The sequence below is a fragment of the Kangiella aquimarina DSM 16071 genome (genome assembly GCF_000374105.1).
GTDB lineage: Bacteria > Pseudomonadota > Gammaproteobacteria > Enterobacterales > Kangiellaceae > Kangiella > Kangiella aquimarina.
The window spans coordinates 556,983-572,853 of record NZ_KB893650.1; the positions used below are offsets into that span (position 1 = coordinate 556,983).

The following is a 15,871-nucleotide window of genomic DNA, read 5'->3' on the forward strand; positions in this document are numbered from 1 at the left end:
GTTATTGTTGAGCGAAAGTATCTTCCAGTATTAGACGGGTAAAAGACGGTCTTAAATAGAATCCTCTTGGTAAAGTTTTAATCGTTTCTCCTTCTGGGCCTATTGCTTCAGTTAACGCTTTTGCATTGGCAGCTTTTGGCCTGACCTGCATCACTTCCCCAAAGCGTGCATCAATCTGCTCAATCTGACCGAGCGCAACGGTTTCAATCGTATCCTCAAAATCCTTCCTGAGTAAGTTTTCCTGTTGCGCAGTAGGTTGCCAGATAAAGGGCATAGCAACCTGACGCTGTTCTACGGGAATGGTGCGTTCGGCTAAAATTGGAATCCAGAGAACCTGCATAAGTTTGTGTCTTACTACCGAGTTATGCCAATGCAGGCCATGTAGATCCTTGAGCGGAACAACGCTGACGTAAGTAGATTCGAGTGGACGCCCCGAACTATCAATGGGTAGTGTTTTAAGTTCAACACCCAACTCAACAAAGTCAGGCTGTGCCAGTGAACCTGAGGTTGCTCCCAGCAGGTATTCGAAGAACTGGCCAATTCGACCTTTCTCGCGTAACAAGTGGGAAGGAAGTTCAGATTGATACTTCTCTGCCAGTTCGCCAAGCGTAAAGCCAGAAAGTGATTGGGCTTTCTCAAGCAGTTCTTGCTGTGTAGCGTAGGTCTGGTGGTTCATAGGCCGAGGATTTTTTTATTGTCGAAATTCTAAGTCTGTGGAACAATGATAACAAAGTTTTATGATTTGGATAGATCGATGATCGACGCAGAAGGCTTTAGAGCCAACGTCGGCATCATCATTTGTAATGACCAGGGCCAGTTGCTCTGGACACGCCGCTTCGGACAAACATCATGGCAGTTTCCACAGGGAGGAGTGCATCCCGGCGAAAGCGCGGAACAGACCATGTACCGAGAATTATATGAAGAAGTCGGCCTTGAAAAAGATGATGTCCGTATTCTAGGGAGTACGCAGCATTGGTATAAATACCGATTGCCCCAGCGTTTAGTAAGACAAAATTCGCAGCCGTTGTGTATTGGACAGAAGCAAAAATGGTTCCTGCTGCAGCTGTTGGCTGATGAAAGCAAGATCGATTTTGCTGCCACTGACCATCCGGAATTTGATGGCTTCATCTGGGTTAATTACTGGTACCCAGTACGCAATGTGGTGAACTTTAAGCGTGATGTTTATCGGGCAGCTTTGTCAGAATTGATGGGAAGCATGTTCCGGTTTCAGTTTAAAGGCAAACCGTCCAAGCACTATAAGTCGGATAAAAATGATGCCAATCAACGGGGCGTCACGCCACCCAGCGAGGAGTCAAGACCTCGCCCTAACCATCAGCATCGTAATGAGGGTGGCAATAAGCAGGGCAAGCGAAAACGGCGCCCGCGTCACCCTTACCGAGGTAATAAAGATCAACAGAGCAGCTAATCAGCTGCTCTTTTTTTATCTATATTCTTTCTATGGGTTAACGCCAGGACAAGGGTATGAAAAGTGGGTAGAGCGCAAAACAAACACAAAAATACCGCTAAATATAGCGTAAAATCATTGCTCAAATAGAACATAGCCACAATAACGCTCACGGCACAAAAGAAATATGCTATGAAATACACTATGTGGGAGTAAGGCTTGTTAGCGTTAAAAAGAATGATACTGAAAGGTAATAAAAAGATGCAGGCCAAGATCAAGATAAAAGAAATAATGATAAGCAAATCTTCTACCAGGTAGGGATTGGAATCACCACAGGCCAAAACGTTAAAACTTATACAGCATAAAACGATAAAAACAGTAATTTTGGTAAACATAATTCCTCCTTCTTAAAGGTCGTATTAGACACTGAAAAAAGGAGGTTTTGATGGCTGAAAAATGATGAATTCTGGTGGTCGAATCTAGAAAGCTGAACTCTTTTCATAAGCCAATAGCATGTTATTAGCTGGCATATCATGACGCTTTATCAGAGAGAAACCATTGTGGCGTGCCACTCGGTTCATATCATCATAATCGCGAATGCCGCTTTCGGGATCGCGATGCTTCAATGAAGCATCGAATTCCTTGTTAGATTCGGAAGTGTATTCGCCATTGACGTTAAAAGGGCCATAGATTAGCAGGTGGCCACCAGGTTTGAGTACACGATTGGCACCCTCGAACATATCGCGAACCCGCTCCCAGGACATGATATGGCAGGTATTGGCGGTAAAAATGGCATCGACCTGGTTGACCGGCCAGACCCCTTGCCCGACATTGAGGGTACGTGGTTTTCTGAGGTTTGGCAGCTCGCTGGACTCAATCCAGGCAATGATCGAAGGATGGTTATCTCGCAGATCGCTGGTATGCCAGATCAAATGTGGCATGGCGCCAGCAAACCAGACCGCGTGCTGACCTGTGCCTGAGCCGATCTCCAGCACTTCTTTGCTGTGATCAAGATAGGGTTTTATAACATCCAGAATGGGCCCTTTATTGCGTTCGCAGGCTTCGCTGAATTGGCGCATGAGTCGTCCTTTTACATATCATTTATATGCCTTAATAGTAACTGATCGCGCAGAAACAGGACAAGTTACGTGTTGGCATTAAACCTGTCTGATTAACACTTTTGCCTATCAAGGCATCATTCGTCATAATGCCATGCAATCAAATAACACACTGGCTTGCATGGGACTTGAACCTGAATTCTTACTGCTTCTTCTGGCGCTTGGCCTGTTAAACGGCATTCTGGCCGGATTATTTGGTATTGGCGGTGGGTTGGTGATTGTGCCGGCCATGGTCTGGTTATTGCCGCAAATTGGCGTCCCAGATCAGCACATTATGCATATGGCGTTGGCAACCTCGATGGCAACTATCTGTTTTATCGCGGTTTCATCGGCCTTATCCCATTATCGACGTGGCTCGGTCTCCATACGGTTATTGAAGCTGCTGGTGCCCGGTATCATGTTCGGGGCGCTACTCGGTTCCTATCTGGCCAAACTGATGAATACCGAATGGTTAGCCTGGATTTTCGGCTTTTTCTCGATTCTTATGGGCCTACGCATGATGATCGACAGGTTGCCAGTTGCCAAAGGCGAACGGTTGCACTGGCAGCAGGCAGCACCGAGTGCGGTAGTCATGGGGGCATTATCCTCGCTGGTTGGAATCGGTGGCGGCAGTCTGGTGGTGCCTTATTTATTGTTCCATAAGGAAAAATTAGTGCTTTCGATTGGCACGGCAGCGGCCTGTGGTCTACCTTTGGCGATTATGGCCGCGGTAGGGTATATCGCATTGGGCTGGAATGTGGCGGAGTTACCCGATTATCATTTGGGATATGTCTATCTGCCTGCTATGATTGCGATTGCTGTCGGCTCAATCGTCACCGCGCCTTTTGGTGCCTATTTGGCGCACCGTTTGCCTACCAAGGTCATTAAACGATTTTTCGCGTTGTTGCTTATCGTAGTCGGCATAAAAATTATTACAGAATACTTATAAGACGTTAGAGAGATTCATGAACTTTCCAAAAATTGACCCGATTATCTTTGAGTTAGGCCCGATTGCCCTGCGCTGGTATGGACTCATGTATTTGTTAGGCTTTATTGCGGCCTGGGTGCTGGGTAATTACCGCGCCAAACAGCCGAACTCAGGCTGGACCCAGGACCAGGTGGCAGACTTTCTGTTTTATGCCTTTATCGGTGTCATCATTGGTGGTCGCCTAGGCTATGTCATGTTCTATGGTATGCAGTGGTGGAAAGAGGACTTCTGGTATCTGTTTAAGATCTGGCAGGGCGGCATGTCCTTCCACGGCGGTCTTCTGGGTGTGATCGGTGGAGCTCTCTACTATCAATACAAAAGTAAAAAAACATTCTTTGAAATTGCTGATTTCATAGCTCCATTGGCGCCACTTGGGCTGATGTTCGGTCGAATCGGTAACTTTATCAATGGTGAGTTATGGGGCCGACAAGCTAGCGCAGATTTCCCGCTGGCGATGCGCTTCCCGGATGATCCGCTTGGCTTATTACGCCATCCGTCGCAGTTGTATGAGGCGGTGTTTGAGGGTCTGGTTTTATTCATTGTGTTGTGGATTTACTCGGCTAAGCCACGTCCAAGAATGGCGGTGTCAGGGGTGTTCCTCTTAGGCTATGGTGCGGCACGTTTCGGGGTGGAGTTTTTCCGCGAGCCGGATGCGCATCTTGGTGAAATCATTTCCTGGCTGACCATGGGGCAGGTACTCAGTGCTCCTATGATTATCATTGGCATATATTTATTAATTGCTGCGTATAGCAAAAAGACAAAATAGCGTTAACTGACAGGGTAGAACGGTAGTCACTATGAAACAGTATCTCGATATGATGCGCCATGTCCTTGAGAATGGCGAAGATAAAGGCGATAGAACCGGAACGGGAACGCGTAGCGTGTTTGGTTATCAGATGCGCTTTAATCTACAGGACGGTTTTCCATTGGTTACCACCAAGAAATTACATCTTCGTTCAATCATTTATGAATTACTGTGGTTCTTGAATGGCGATACCAACATCAAGTATCTGAAAGACAATGGCGTTTCGATCTGGGACGAATGGGCAGACGACAATGGCGACCTTGGGCCAGTTTATGGTGAGCAATGGCGCTCATGGAAAAAGCCTGACGGAACAACCATTGATCAGATTTCAAATGTACTCCATCAGATTAAAAACAATCCGGACAGTCGTCGTCTGATGGTGGTTGCCTACAATCCTGGGGTTGCCGATGAAATGGCCTTACCGCCGTGTCATTCACTGTTCCAATTCTATGTAGCTAACGGCAAACTGTCCTGCCAGCTCTATCAGCGTAGCGCGGATATTTTCCTGGGCGTACCTTTCAATATTGCTTCTTATGCTTTGCTAACCCATATGGTTGCGCAGCAGGCGGGATTGGATGTCGGTGAGTTTATCTGGACAGGTGGTGATACCCATCTGTATAGCAATCACTTTGAACAGGCTAAAGAGCAGTTGTCTCGCCAGCCATTGCCGTTGCCAACACTAAACATCAAGCGTAAACCTGACTCACTGTTCGACTATCAGTTCGAAGACTTTGAAATCGTCGGCTATGAAAGCCATCCGCATATCAAAGCACCGGTGGCAGTCTAGGAAGGAATTATGAGTAAGCCTATCATCAGCTTGATTGTGGCCATGGCTAATGAGCGAGTTATTGGTAAAGACAATCAAATGCCGTGGCATTTACCCGCTGATCTCAAGCATTTTAAAGCAGTAACACTAGGCAAGCCGGTCATCATGGGCCGTAAAACCCATGAGTCGATTGGCATGGTCTTACCGGGTCGCGACAATATCATCATCAGCCGCAATCCGGATTACCGCTCAGAGTTTCATAATGAACGCTGTCAGGTAGTAACCAGCTTAGAAGAAGCCTTTGCGGCCGCCGGTGATGCACAAGAAGTGATGATCATTGGTGGATCTAATATCTATCACCAGATGATCGACCATGCGGATAAGCTCTATTTGACCTTCATTGATTTAGATACAGAGGGTGATGCACACTTTCCCGACTGGACGCATTTGCAATGGCAGGAAGTTTCGCGCGAGAAACATCAGCCGGATGAAAAGAATCCCTATCATTATCAGTTCGTTGAATTGGCAAGGATAAGAGATTAATCTTCATATCGGGTAGGGGCAGGCTAATGTGCCTGCCCATTTTGAATCATCGTTTGATTACCTTAATAATAAGATCACAATCCCCACCAGCATCAACACCAATAAAATCCCCTGAATTAAACGTTTCATAACAAACTCCTCATCGATATTGTTTTTATATAACGAGGAGCATCGGAATTTATTCCACTTTAATATAATTTAATCAAACTTTCTCCGCATGGACCAGATAACGTAATGGCCCTCCCACTTCCAGTGTGTTGAAAGGATAACAGGTGACCAGCGTCAGCTGATTGATGCCCCTATCCTGAATCTGATCGGTTTCTATATTGTGAATTTCTATCTGAGTCACCTTGTAATGGTGGGTCACTCCTAGCTTATCCTGAATGACGAGCTCATCACCTGCTTTGAGGTATTGCAGGAACTCAAAATGAGTATCTCGATGTCCGCCTAAAATCGTATGACCGGGCTGTTCGGGCAAATTACTTGATAGAAGATGCCCTGGGCCAAAAGCCAGGTTGCGGCCTGAAGCACCCGAGAGAACTAGCTGCTCAATGTTCTGGCTTGGCACTGTTAGTTTGGCTACCGGGAAGGTATCGGCCCAGTCCCAGGGCTTATGTGGCTGGCCATCATCAAGCGTCTGTTGCCAGGCGTCTTCAAGCAAATATTGCGCAAGTATGGCCTTGGCTTTGATGTAACCGGCCTGACCAAAAGCGGTCAGGCTAATGGCCAGGAGTGCACAGAGAACACCGTATTTGCGAATGAAGGTTTTCATAATTGACTCGCTTACGCTTGGGTACGGTTACGACGATTCATTGTGTACTGGTAGGCCAGGGCGAGTAGCAGGGCCAGTAAGCCAATCAGCATGGCAAGATTGGCAGCTGTACCACCCTGAGGGTAGCCATGAGGTGCTTTCCAGCCATCAGGAGTACGATTAGCCAACTGTAATTTCTTTAACTCTTCCATGACACGAGCGGGCGTCTTATCAACCGCAACCAGACTGGTGAAATCGGAAACCAGGTGATAGTCGAGTGCCGTTTGTAGGATTTGCTCACGCGACTGGTCATAGCTAAGATTGAAGTCACTCTTGATAGCATCGATTTTCATCCGGGCCCACAGTCGTGCGATACCTTTATCTCGGCCATTGGTCACCGGTGGTAATTTAAATGACCAGTCATAGGAGTCGGCCTTTCCTTTGACCTGAATGTTGTGATTAATGCCTTTTGGGGTGCGATAGGATACAAACAAAGGTTCGCCCAGATATAAGTCACGCAAGTGGCCAGGATAAAGTTCTAATTTGCTGGCGGCGCCATTTTCCAGAGACGGGTTCTCAAGTGATAAGTTCTCTAATGCGGGATAGCGCAATTTCTTGAACAGTTTTTCCAGCTGAGACTGCACCTCAGATGCCTTACCGATATAGGTGAAAGTACCGCGCCCATAGTTGGCGGCTTTACTCATAAAGTAGCTGTTTGGAGCTGCACCAATACCAATGGTAAATAAACGGTTATTGCCTAATTGATTTTCGATCATCTGGAAGATCTGACGCTCATTGCCAATGCTACCATCAGTCAAAAATACCACCTGACGTAACAAAGTACTGTTGGGTTTATCAAGCGCCAGATTAATCGCCTTAGCAATCTCTGTGCCGCCGTCGGCTTCAAGAGTCGCGACAAAATATTTTGCCATTTCTAGATTGGATTGAGTGGCTGGTACGGCTTCATCAAACAGCTTTGTCGCCTCATGATCAAAGTCGATGATATTAAAGGTATCCTCGCTGCCCAATTGTGTCAGCGCATAATACAAACCCTGTTTAGCCTGTTGCATAGAGTCGCCTGACATGGAGCCAGAAGAGTCGATAACAAAAATCATTTCGCGAGGTTGTGTTTTTTGCTGAACAAAATCATGAGTCGGCGGTAACATCATCAATATGTGATAGTTGTGTCCTTCATAACTTTCGCTAAACAAAGCAACTTTGGGTTCCTGACCTAACTGGGGTTGCCAGTTTAGAACAAAGTCACGCTCAGCCTGCGCAGGGTTTTCCAGTTGGATGGTGTATTGTTCGCCAGTCTGCTGAGTGACGATTTGATGATAAGGGCTTTCCAGTAATGACAGATCAAAACCTGGGTTTAAGTGAACTGTAACATTGACCGGACGATCAGGCTGGCCACCAGTATTAAATAACGTCGTTGCTGGTGAAAGTTGAGCGCTATCATGATCAGATACAATGGTTTCAGAAGCTGAAGGCTTTGCATCCGAAGAAAGGTAATTATAGTCATCTACAGATGTGGAAATGGCTTGAGAGGGTTCATAGCGAGGAGTAATGCCTAAAGGCATACGCACAGAAAAGTGCGTGCCATCATTATGAACAAGCTGCTGAAATTCGATGTGGATGGTGATGCTTTCGCCAGGAGCAATATTAGCCAGTTTGGTGGTAAATAAGTTATCACGAACCTGTTCGACCAGACTTGCGCGCTTACCCTCCGCTTTAGCTTTCTCATAAGTCCGCTGGGCCTGTTGCTTCTCCTGAACCTCACCCTCAATGATGCGTTGGCCAATGTGCATTTTTAAAGTGTCGACTGCGGCATTCTCAGGCAATGGAAATTGATAGACACCTTCCAGCCATTGGTCTGATTCATTAGAAAAGGTCTGCTTGACGGAAACTCGAGAAACGACACTGTTGATGTGCATCTCAATGTCCGTTGAAAGCGGTAGTTGTTTGAAGGTCAGGTCACTTTCCAGCGAGCGATAGTTTATGCTGGAAGGAAACAGTTCATCATCGGCTATGCTGACTGCGTTAATGCTTAATAAGAATGTTCCCCAAAATAAAAAGAATAGTACGCGTTTCATGATTGCTCCTTACTCATTAGTTGTTATTGTTTATTAGAGCAATAGAGTGTGGCTTGATATGTTTACTAAAATGGAAGGTAATTATGAAATGTGGCAGAAAAGTGGCAGGTGCTTTTACCTATTAAAAGCACCTGATATTGGGTTTATCGAAAATCAATCGACTAAATAGTATTGCAATGTAGATACCACCCGAACGTTTTTTATGTGTGGGGTATTGCTGTCCCTATCGGATATGCTGAATTGGCCCTGACTTGCAGTTCTTAACTTACCCAGGGCACTGTTCGAGTCTTGGGCAAATTTCTCAGCAACCATCCGGGCATTCTGTGTCGCCTCTTCGATCATGACTGGCTTGATATCATTTAATCCACTGAATAAAAACTCCGTGCGGGCCATATAGTCATCACTATTAATGACGATACCTTTCTCGGTAAGGTCGATTAATTTCTTACGAGTTTCAATAACTTTATCTACCTGCGACGTATAAACATTCACTGTGATATTCGCGGTATAGCGAAATCCGCCTCGTTCCCCGCCGTATTGCTGCGCCTGTTTATCAAAAATGGTTGGCGCACCTGTTGTAATTTCTTCTTCTGTGAAGCCTTGATTGATCAAGAAGGCTTTTATATCTGAGGTTTGTTGAGTGATGGTTTTGTATAGCTCTTCAAGTTGATTGCTGCCGGTATTAAAGCGAATAGGGAATATGGCAATATCGGCTTTAACCTCTCGCTCAGCTAAACCTTTCACCGTAACTACTCGATCCATCTTTTTAAAGTCAATTAAGGCATTAGCCATTAAGTAACCGGTCGCAAGAATGCCAAGACCGACAAAAAGACCAGCTAAAGCAACAGATAGTTTTTTACCCATAACGATTCCTTGTGATTGTTGGTGATATATTGTTCATCATAGCAGAGCTTTGTTATAGGAAAAGTAGAACAATCGGATAAATTTTGACAAAAAAATGGCCTGCAAAAGCAGGCCGAACAGTCTCTTTGGGTAGAGAGGTTATGAAACGTTCTTTTAGGCTGGTTGCAGTGACTTTAGATCGACAATGACTCGACCAAAAGGCCACACACCAAGTTTAACCATCTTGAAGTGTTGGATACCGAATGGGATACCGATAATAGTCAGGCATAGGAACAGACCCCAGAACAAGTGGTTGAGAACCACCCAGAATCCACCAAACACTAACCAGATAACATTCAGTAAAACATTGGGTACGCCTGCGAAGGGCTGGTTGTCACGCATTCGGGTATCCTGTCCGAACGGGAACAGCGAGAAAATGGCCAGCTTGAACAACTGTACACCCCACGGAATACCTATCAAAGTTAGGCATAAAGCTATGCCACCAGCGATATAGCCTAAAAAGACAAAAATACCGCCAAATAATAGCCATAGAATATTTAATAAGAGTGACATAGCTTTACCCCTTGCTGTAACTATAGTTTTATTTAAGCGCAGTTGATGAAAGGTATAAAGCAATCAAACGCAACAAAGGGGCACAAAGTGTTAGTAAATATTGCAGGTATGTCATAAAGAAAAAAGCTCCCGAAGGAGCTTTTGTTAGAACTTATTTATTTTGTTTTTCTTTCTTGTCTTTAAACTCTGGGATGTATTGAGATTGGGTCGAAAAGCCTACATTGGTACACTCATCATTTTCATCCCAACCAAAACTGATATATGAAAAGTCGTTAATATTAGACATTTTGTCTAGTAAGGCTGGATTGGTAGTTGAGCAAATCTTAGATGTTTCAGCATCAATTCTAGCCTGACAAAATCCCCATGAATACTCATAGCCGTCGCTGAAAGCATAGTTACGAACACCGCAACCAATCAGTTCTTCTGAATTATCAGAAAAGCGAGCGCTAACCATATTGCCATAGGCAAGGTTATTCTCATTATCAATCGTTACAGGGACGTCTGAGCTAAAACCGGCATGAGCCGAACTTATGGCTAGAGCTAAAGCTAGAGTGGCAAATAATGATTTCATATACATTGTGTTTTTCCTTGTGTTAGTGGGTAATTATTGCTGAGTAATTAGTTGCATTCTTTGCAAGTATTTGAATCACCTTCTGACGCTCGGCTTGGTTCATGGTGGCCATTGAGCGTTCAATGTTTTTTAATTCTGACTCAGATATGATGCCATCGCTCATATATCCAATCATTTGATTATTAATTTCGGCTATCACATTATCATCAACTGAATAGTGATTGCTTATAGAGCTGTTCAGAGATTCTTGAGAAGGAATCTGAACTTTGGATAAGGCTAGGTCAAGTTCTTCTGCTACGATGGCGCGGATTATGTCTGCTTCAATCTGGTTGTTGGGAGTAGGCTGTAACACTCTTGCCTCGTTTGCAGAAGGGTATTGAGGTGTTGCAACTTTATTAGGTGTGATTTGCAACTCTTGGCTTTTTGATAATTGACTTTCAAGAGTGATCAGCTTGTAACTTATGAAGGCAAGAAGAAGCAATTGCAGTCCATTGAAAAGAGATTGCATTTTCATATTATTATGTAGTTAATTCCATTTTGCAGAAAGCATAAAGTGATATGAGTAGAAGGTCAAGGGGGCTTGTGACATAACCCTCCCTGATGCGATTTTCTGGTTAGCTAAAGGTTAGTAAATAGACGAGGGTTGGCTCCGTTGAGTCATCCAGAAATTCTTCTCGATTGAATGTGAAGTTAAGTGAGAGGAGAAGTTTTTGAGAGGCGATATTATCATGAATTGTGATCGCGTAAATATGAGGAATGCCTAGCGTCATTGCAAAATCAATCACTGCTAGTGACGATTCTTTAGCAAAACCTTTTCCGCAGTACTCAGGTATAAGAGCAAAGCCAATGTCTGGAGCGTCGAGATAATCCCGTTGTATAAGACCATTAACCCCGAGTGGTTGCCGGGTCTCTTTATCTTCCACCAGATACAGCCAGAAACCAAACTGTTGGTAGTTGTCTTCGACTTTTGAGATAAAAGCTTCGGCATCTTGTACCGAATGGATACCGCGATCACCAATGTATTTAATAAAGCTGGGTTGGTTATAAAGTTGATAAATAAATTCTGCGTCAGACTTCCTAAAATGACGAAGACGTAATCGTTCAGTTTCTGCGATGATCATGGACAACAGTCTTTGGTGAGTTCAGCTTACTTTGCCATAAAGTTTTAGAGAAAAGAAATAATATATGTCGTTCATCCCAACTCAAAGATGTAGGTTACTGACACAACTTTTAAAAGTTATAAAAAAACCGGCTACTGGAGCCGGTTTTCTCAAAGCTTAAAAGACTTAGAACAAGTCTTTGCAGGTTTCAGCTTCTTCCTGCAATTCTTTTTGTGACTCAATCATTTTGTCTTTAATGAAGTCTGACACTTCCAGACCTTGTACGATTTCATAGTCACCGTTTTTGCACACTACTGGGTAGGAGTAGATTAAACCTTCTTGAATACCGTAGCTGCCATCTGAAGGAACGGCCATGCTAACCCAGTCGCCTTCTGCTGAACCTAGTACCCAGTCATGCATATGATCAAGGATAGCGTTGGCAGCTGAAGCTGCTGATGAAGCACCACGTGCTGCAATTACTGCTGCGCCACGCTTGGCAACGATTGGCATAAACTCTTCTTTAGCCCATGTAGCATCAACTTTATCTGCTGCTTGATCGCCGTTCACAGTCGCGAAAGAAATGTCAGGTACCTGAGTTACTGAGTGGTTACCCCAGATAATCATTTTCTTGATTGCTGCGATTTCAGCATCTGCTTTTTCAGCAAGCTGATAAATAGCACGATTATGGTCAAGGCGAGTTAATGCTGTGATGTTGCGCTGGTTGATGCTCGGTGCATTCTTAGCAAGGATGTAAGCATTGGTATTAGCTGGGTTACCAACCACACAGATTTTGATGTTTTTGTCAGCAACCTGATCAATTACTTTACCCAGGGCGCTGAAAATTTTGCCGTTATCGGTTAACAGGTCTTTACGCTCCATGCCTGGGCCACGCGGTTTAGCACCAACCATCAGGCCGATGTTTGCGTCTTTGAAAGCAACCGCAGGATCGTCAGTCACAACGATGTCTTTAACCAATGGGAATGCACAGTCATTCAACTCCATAGCAACCGCTTCACACACTTTAAGTGCTGGAGTGATTTCTAGAAGGTTAAGAATTACTGGCTGATCTTTGCCTAGCATTTCACCGCTGGCGATGCGGAATAATAGAGAGTAACAAATTTGGCCGGCTGCACCGGTAACAGTAACGCGAACAGGCTGTTTCATTCCTGAATCCTCAGTTGATTGAGATGATGAAATTAAGGGCGCAACTTTACCATAAACAAAGGCTAAATCCTATGATCGACGGGCTATAAAGCGAGGGTTTGCAGGAAAATTTGATAGGATTTTACAATAAAGCGCTAAGCCTAAACGTCAGCAAATTCCTGACGAGAACCCAGCCAGCGTTGGCAGATTTTATGGGCTAGCTCATTATTTTCAGCAATTAAATCATGTGCTTGTTGCTGTATGGCCGGAATCAATTCTGCATCGCGTACCAGATCGGCGAATCGCAGGCTGACTTCTCCAGTCTGACGCGTGCCCAGCATTTCACCGGGGCCCCGTAAGCGCAGGTCTTCTTCGGCAATGACAAAGCCGTCATTGGTTTCGCGCATAACTTGGATGCGGGCCTTGGCATTATCCGATAAAGGGTGTTGATATAGCAGTACGCAATGGCTTTCCACAGAGCCGCGTCCGACACGACCGCGTAATTGATGAAGCTGTGATAATCCGAGTCGTTCGGGGTTTTCGATGACCATTAAACTGGCATTAGGCACATCCACTCCGACTTCGATAACAGTAGTGGCTACCAGAATATCCAGTTCACCCTGTTTGAACTTATCCATCACCATCTGTTTTTGTTCAGGCTTAAGTCGACCGTGCAGCAGGCCAACACGGCAAGCCGGCAGTTGTTGGGTTAGCAAGTTGGCGGCAGATTCGGCGGCTTGGCATTGAATTTCTTCGGATTCATCGATCAATGTGCATACCCAATAGACCTGACGGTTTTCATCTCGACAGGCAGTTTCAATACGCTTGATAACTTGCTCGCGTTTTTGATCGGACAGGGCAACAGTCTGCACCGGTGTCCGCCCGGGAGGTAGCTCATCAATAATCGAAACATCCATATCGGCATAAACAGTCATGGCTAAGGTGCGCGGAATCGGTGTTGCAGTCATCATCAATTGATGCAATTGCATCCCTTCGGGTGCTTTTTGCTTAAGCATCAGACGCTGATTGACACCAAAGCGGTGTTGTTCATCAATGATGGCCAGCCCTAAATTATGATATTCGACGCCTTTCTGGAACAGTGCATGAGTACCGACAATCAATTTGGCCTCTCCACTAGCGATGACTTCTAGCGCAGCCTTACGTTGGCTTGCATTAAGCTTACTGGCCAAGAAGACGCACGGAATATTCATCGCTTCAAACCACTGGCTAAAGGACTGATAGTGCTGATCGGCTAACAGCTCGGTGGGCGCCATAACTGCTACCTGAAAGCCTGCCTCAATGGCCTGTAGTGCGGCTTGAGCTGCAACCAGGGTTTTACCGGCACCAACATCGCCCTGCAGTAGACGCAACATGGGATGCGGTTGCTCAAGGTCATGGATGATTTCCTGTATCACTCTTTTTTGCGCTGCAGTAGGTTTAAAGGGCAACTGTTTTAGCAACTGAGACTGCAATTTACCGGAATGCTTAAATACCGGAGCAGAGTAATCTTTTTGCTGATTGCGCTGCAGTAATAAACTTAATTGCTGGGCCAGTAATTCTTCACTGATCAGGCGACGCACCGCGGGTGTCTGGTTCGATTGCAGTTGTGCCAGATCAGCATCTTTCGGTGGTGAGTGAATCCAGGCAAGGGAGGCGTTGATGTCAGGCAACTTTAGCGACTGCAAAATTGATGATGGCAACAGGTTATCTATTGGGTGTTGTTTTAGTAGTGTGACCGCCTGACGCATCATATGGCGAAAGCTGGCTTGATGCAGACCTTCAGTGGCTGGATAAATAGGTGTTAAGGATTCCAATAAAGGTGCTGAGGTGCCTGAGTTGATGGCGGTCAGTTCAGGATGCACCATGGAAAACTGAAAACCATAACGTCTGACTTCGCCAAAAGCATAAAACTCAGCGCCACGCTGCAGTCTTTGTTGCTGCCCTTTGTTGAAATAGAAAAACCGAAAATCAATACTGGCGCTTTCATCGCTGGCGCGACAAACCAAAGAGCGGCGTTTGCCGAATTTTACTTGCGCCAGTTCAACTGTGACTTTAATTAAAGCCCGCTCACCATCTTTGAGAGAAGCAATCGTTCTGACGCGGGTTCTGTCTTCATAACGTAAAGGCAGGTGAAACAGTAAATCCAGAACCGACTGGATATGAAGCTTTTCCAATTTCTCAGCAACTTTGGGACCTACTCCTTTTAAGCTGGTGCAGGGTAGTTTTTCCAAATTGATATCTGCTGCGAGTTTGGAAATAGCCATCAGTCGAGAGGTTTGGCACCTTCAATGGTGATTTGCGAAAGGGCATTATTGATAATTTCCAAAGCCTTTTTGCGTGGGAAACTGCGACGAAATGCCAATGCAACTTTGCGGCTGGGTTTTGGGATATCAAATTCGCGCGTGACCAGCCCCAGTTTCTCATTGTGGAAGTTGGCGGCCGAACGAGGAATAACGCTAATACCTAAACCACTGGCAACCATCTGACGAATCGTTTCAATGGAGCTGCCGGTAATCCAGTCTTTTTGTGGGTTCAGGCTAGAGTCTTTGCATTGTGGACAGGCTTCAATCACTTGATCGCGGAAACAATGACCTGCGCCTAGCATGATCATGACTTCATCCGCGATATCGACAATGTGCAACTTATCGCGTTTCACCCAGGGATGTTTTTCGGGTAACAGAGCGATGAACTCTTCTTCATACAGCGGAATAACATCGACTTCGGGCTCTTCAAAAGGAAGAGCTACAAATATCACATCCAGTTCGCCATTACGCAGCTTGGTGCGTAGATTGTGGGTGTAATCCTCGTCAATGTGCAAAGGCATCTTGGGTGCCAGTTTTTTCAGCATGGGGATTAACGATGGTAATAGATAGGGGCCGATCGTGAAAATTGCGCCAATTTTTAATGGGCCATCCAGCTGATCTGAATTTTGCTTGGCCATCTGCTTTAACTGGCTTACCTGCTCAAGAATATGTTGAGCCTGTTCAATGATTGGTTTGCCTTCAGGAGTGACTTTAACGTCAGATTTGCTACGCTCAAACAGGGTAACGCCAAGCTGTTCTTCAAGCTTGCGTACGCCAACACTTAAAGTGGGTTGACTGACAAAGCAGGCTTCAGCGGCACGCCCAAAGTGGCGTTCGCGAGCAACTGCAACAATATATCTAAACTCTGTTAATGTCATATTTGATAGCCT

16 protein-coding genes and 1 pseudogene are annotated in these 15,871 nt (G+C 45.3%); 5 read left to right on the forward strand and 12 right to left on the reverse strand.

What is annotated here, in order from left to right; genetic code table 11:
* Position 1: 1 nt before the first annotated feature.
* Positions 2 to 676: a DNA mismatch repair endonuclease MutH gene (gene mutH, locus B158_RS0102740; RefSeq protein WP_018623811.1), complete on the reverse strand. Its 675-nt coding sequence runs from the start codon at positions 674 to 676 to the stop codon at positions 2 to 4.
* 78 nt (positions 677 to 754) lie between these two features.
* Here mutH and rppH point away from each other — a divergent pair.
* Positions 755 to 1,231, forward strand: a pseudogene (gene rppH, locus B158_RS0102745) (RNA pyrophosphohydrolase); the annotation flags it as partial.
* 653 nt (positions 1,232 to 1,884) lie between these two features.
* Here the strand turns inward: rppH and B158_RS0102755 are convergent.
* The gene (locus B158_RS0102755; protein WP_018623815.1) at positions 1,885 to 2,484 is read right to left on the reverse strand and encodes a DUF938 domain-containing protein; all 600 of its coding nucleotides are present in this window, start codon (positions 2,482 to 2,484) and stop codon (positions 1,885 to 1,887) included.
* Positions 2,485 to 2,617: 133 nt separating this feature from the next.
* Here B158_RS0102755 and B158_RS0102760 point away from each other — a divergent pair, with 133 nt between their 5' ends.
* From B158_RS0102760 to folA, 4 genes are read left to right on the forward strand one after another with little or no spacing between them, the layout of a single operon-like run.
* Positions 2,618 to 3,451 (forward strand): sulfite exporter TauE/SafE family protein, encoded by an 834-nt coding sequence (locus tag B158_RS0102760; protein WP_018623816.1) that lies wholly within the window; start codon positions 2,618 to 2,620, stop codon positions 3,449 to 3,451.
* A gap of 16 nt (positions 3,452 to 3,467) precedes the next feature.
* A complete protein-coding gene (gene lgt, locus B158_RS0102765) occupies positions 3,468 to 4,256 on the forward strand; it encodes a prolipoprotein diacylglyceryl transferase (RefSeq protein WP_018623817.1) in 789 nt (262 codons plus the stop codon).
* A gap of 31 nt (positions 4,257 to 4,287) precedes the next feature.
* Positions 4,288 to 5,082 (forward strand): thymidylate synthase, encoded by a 795-nt coding sequence (thyA, locus tag B158_RS0102770; protein ID WP_018623818.1) that lies wholly within the window; start codon positions 4,288 to 4,290, stop codon positions 5,080 to 5,082.
* A 9-nt stretch (positions 5,083 to 5,091) separates the two neighbouring features.
* Positions 5,092 to 5,604 carry a type 3 dihydrofolate reductase gene (folA, locus tag B158_RS0102775; protein WP_018623819.1) on the forward strand — a complete coding sequence of 171 codons (513 nt, stop codon included), beginning with the start codon at positions 5,092 to 5,094 and terminating at the stop codon, positions 5,602 to 5,604.
* A 202-nt stretch (positions 5,605 to 5,806) separates the two neighbouring features.
* On the opposite strand, the gene B158_RS0102780 is transcribed toward folA, so the two are convergent.
* The 10 genes from B158_RS0102780 to B158_RS0102825 all read right to left on the reverse strand — a co-directional run bounded on the left by B158_RS0102780 (position 5,807) and on the right by B158_RS0102825 (position 15,859).
* Positions 5,807 to 6,376, reverse strand: coding sequence for a class GN sortase (locus tag B158_RS0102780; RefSeq protein ID WP_018623820.1), 570 nt, complete (start codon positions 6,374 to 6,376; stop codon positions 5,807 to 5,809).
* 11 nt (positions 6,377 to 6,387) lie between these two features.
* Complete coding sequence (locus B158_RS0102785; protein WP_018623821.1) at positions 6,388 to 8,448, reverse strand: marine proteobacterial sortase target protein; 2,061 nt, start codon at positions 8,446 to 8,448, stop codon at positions 6,388 to 6,390.
* Positions 8,449 to 8,601: 153 nt separating this feature from the next.
* Positions 8,602 to 9,312 (reverse strand): SIMPL domain-containing protein, encoded by a 711-nt coding sequence (locus B158_RS0102790; RefSeq protein WP_018623822.1) that lies wholly within the window; start codon positions 9,310 to 9,312, stop codon positions 8,602 to 8,604.
* A gap of 153 nt (positions 9,313 to 9,465) precedes the next feature.
* Positions 9,466 to 9,864 (reverse strand): YccF domain-containing protein, encoded by a 399-nt coding sequence (locus B158_RS0102795; protein WP_018623823.1) that lies wholly within the window; start codon positions 9,862 to 9,864, stop codon positions 9,466 to 9,468.
* 151 nt (positions 9,865 to 10,015) lie between these two features.
* Positions 10,016 to 10,435: a hypothetical protein gene (locus tag B158_RS0102800; RefSeq protein ID WP_156823038.1), complete on the reverse strand. Its 420-nt coding sequence runs from the start codon at positions 10,433 to 10,435 to the stop codon at positions 10,016 to 10,018.
* Between the two features lie 22 nt (positions 10,436 to 10,457).
* Positions 10,458 to 10,949, reverse strand: coding sequence for a hypothetical protein (locus tag B158_RS0102805; RefSeq protein ID WP_018623825.1), 492 nt, complete (start codon positions 10,947 to 10,949; stop codon positions 10,458 to 10,460).
* Positions 10,950 to 11,049: 100 nt separating this feature from the next.
* Positions 11,050 to 11,556 (reverse strand): GNAT family N-acetyltransferase, encoded by a 507-nt coding sequence (locus B158_RS0102810; RefSeq protein WP_018623826.1) that lies wholly within the window; start codon positions 11,554 to 11,556, stop codon positions 11,050 to 11,052.
* Between the two features lie 165 nt (positions 11,557 to 11,721).
* On the reverse strand, positions 11,722 to 12,699 hold the full coding sequence (locus B158_RS0102815; protein WP_018623827.1) for a malate dehydrogenase: 978 nt from the start codon (positions 12,697 to 12,699) through the stop codon (positions 11,722 to 11,724).
* Between the two features lie 140 nt (positions 12,700 to 12,839).
* Complete coding sequence (gene recG, locus B158_RS0102820) at positions 12,840 to 14,942, reverse strand: ATP-dependent DNA helicase RecG (RefSeq protein WP_018623828.1); 2,103 nt, start codon at positions 14,940 to 14,942, stop codon at positions 12,840 to 12,842.
* Positions 14,942 to 15,859, reverse strand: a complete 918-nt coding sequence (locus B158_RS0102825; RefSeq protein ID WP_018623829.1) for a hydrogen peroxide-inducible genes activator — start codon at positions 15,857 to 15,859, stop codon at positions 14,942 to 14,944. The genes recG and B158_RS0102825 overlap by 1 nt, the downstream gene beginning before the upstream one ends.
* Positions 15,860 to 15,871: the final 12 nt, after the last annotated feature.

Coding starts and splice junctions, on each gene's coding strand:
- mutH (WP_018623811.1), bottom strand. CDS start 676: ATGAACCACCAGACCTACGCTACACAGCAAGAACTGCTTGAGAAAGCC.
- B158_RS0102755 (WP_018623815.1), bottom strand. CDS start 2,484: ATGCGCCAATTCAGCGAAGCCTGCGAACGCAATAAAGGGCCCATTCTG.
- B158_RS0102760 (WP_018623816.1), top strand. CDS start 2,618: ATGCAATCAAATAACACACTGGCTTGCATGGGACTTGAACCTGAATTC.
- lgt (WP_018623817.1), top strand. CDS start 3,468: ATGAACTTTCCAAAAATTGACCCGATTATCTTTGAGTTAGGCCCGATT.
- thyA (WP_018623818.1), top strand. CDS start 4,288: ATGAAACAGTATCTCGATATGATGCGCCATGTCCTTGAGAATGGCGAA.
- folA (WP_018623819.1), top strand. CDS start 5,092: ATGAGTAAGCCTATCATCAGCTTGATTGTGGCCATGGCTAATGAGCGA.
- B158_RS0102780 (WP_018623820.1), bottom strand. CDS start 6,376: ATGAAAACCTTCATTCGCAAATACGGTGTTCTCTGTGCACTCCTGGCC.
- B158_RS0102785 (WP_018623821.1), bottom strand. CDS start 8,448: ATGAAACGCGTACTATTCTTTTTATTTTGGGGAACATTCTTATTAAGC.
- B158_RS0102790 (WP_018623822.1), bottom strand. CDS start 9,312: ATGGGTAAAAAACTATCTGTTGCTTTAGCTGGTCTTTTTGTCGGTCTT.
- B158_RS0102795 (WP_018623823.1), bottom strand. CDS start 9,864: ATGTCACTCTTATTAAATATTCTATGGCTATTATTTGGCGGTATTTTT.
- B158_RS0102800 (WP_156823038.1), bottom strand. CDS start 10,435: ATGAAATCATTATTTGCCACTCTAGCTTTAGCTCTAGCCATAAGTTCG.
- B158_RS0102805 (WP_018623825.1), bottom strand. CDS start 10,949: ATGAAAATGCAATCTCTTTTCAATGGACTGCAATTGCTTCTTCTTGCC.
- B158_RS0102810 (WP_018623826.1), bottom strand. CDS start 11,556: ATGATCATCGCAGAAACTGAACGATTACGTCTTCGTCATTTTAGGAAG.
- B158_RS0102815 (WP_018623827.1), bottom strand. CDS start 12,699: ATGAAACAGCCTGTTCGCGTTACTGTTACCGGTGCAGCCGGCCAAATT.
- recG (WP_018623828.1), bottom strand. CDS start 14,942: ATGGCTATTTCCAAACTCGCAGCAGATATCAATTTGGAAAAACTACCC.
- B158_RS0102825 (WP_018623829.1), bottom strand. CDS start 15,859: ATGACATTAACAGAGTTTAGATATATTGTTGCAGTTGCTCGCGAACGC.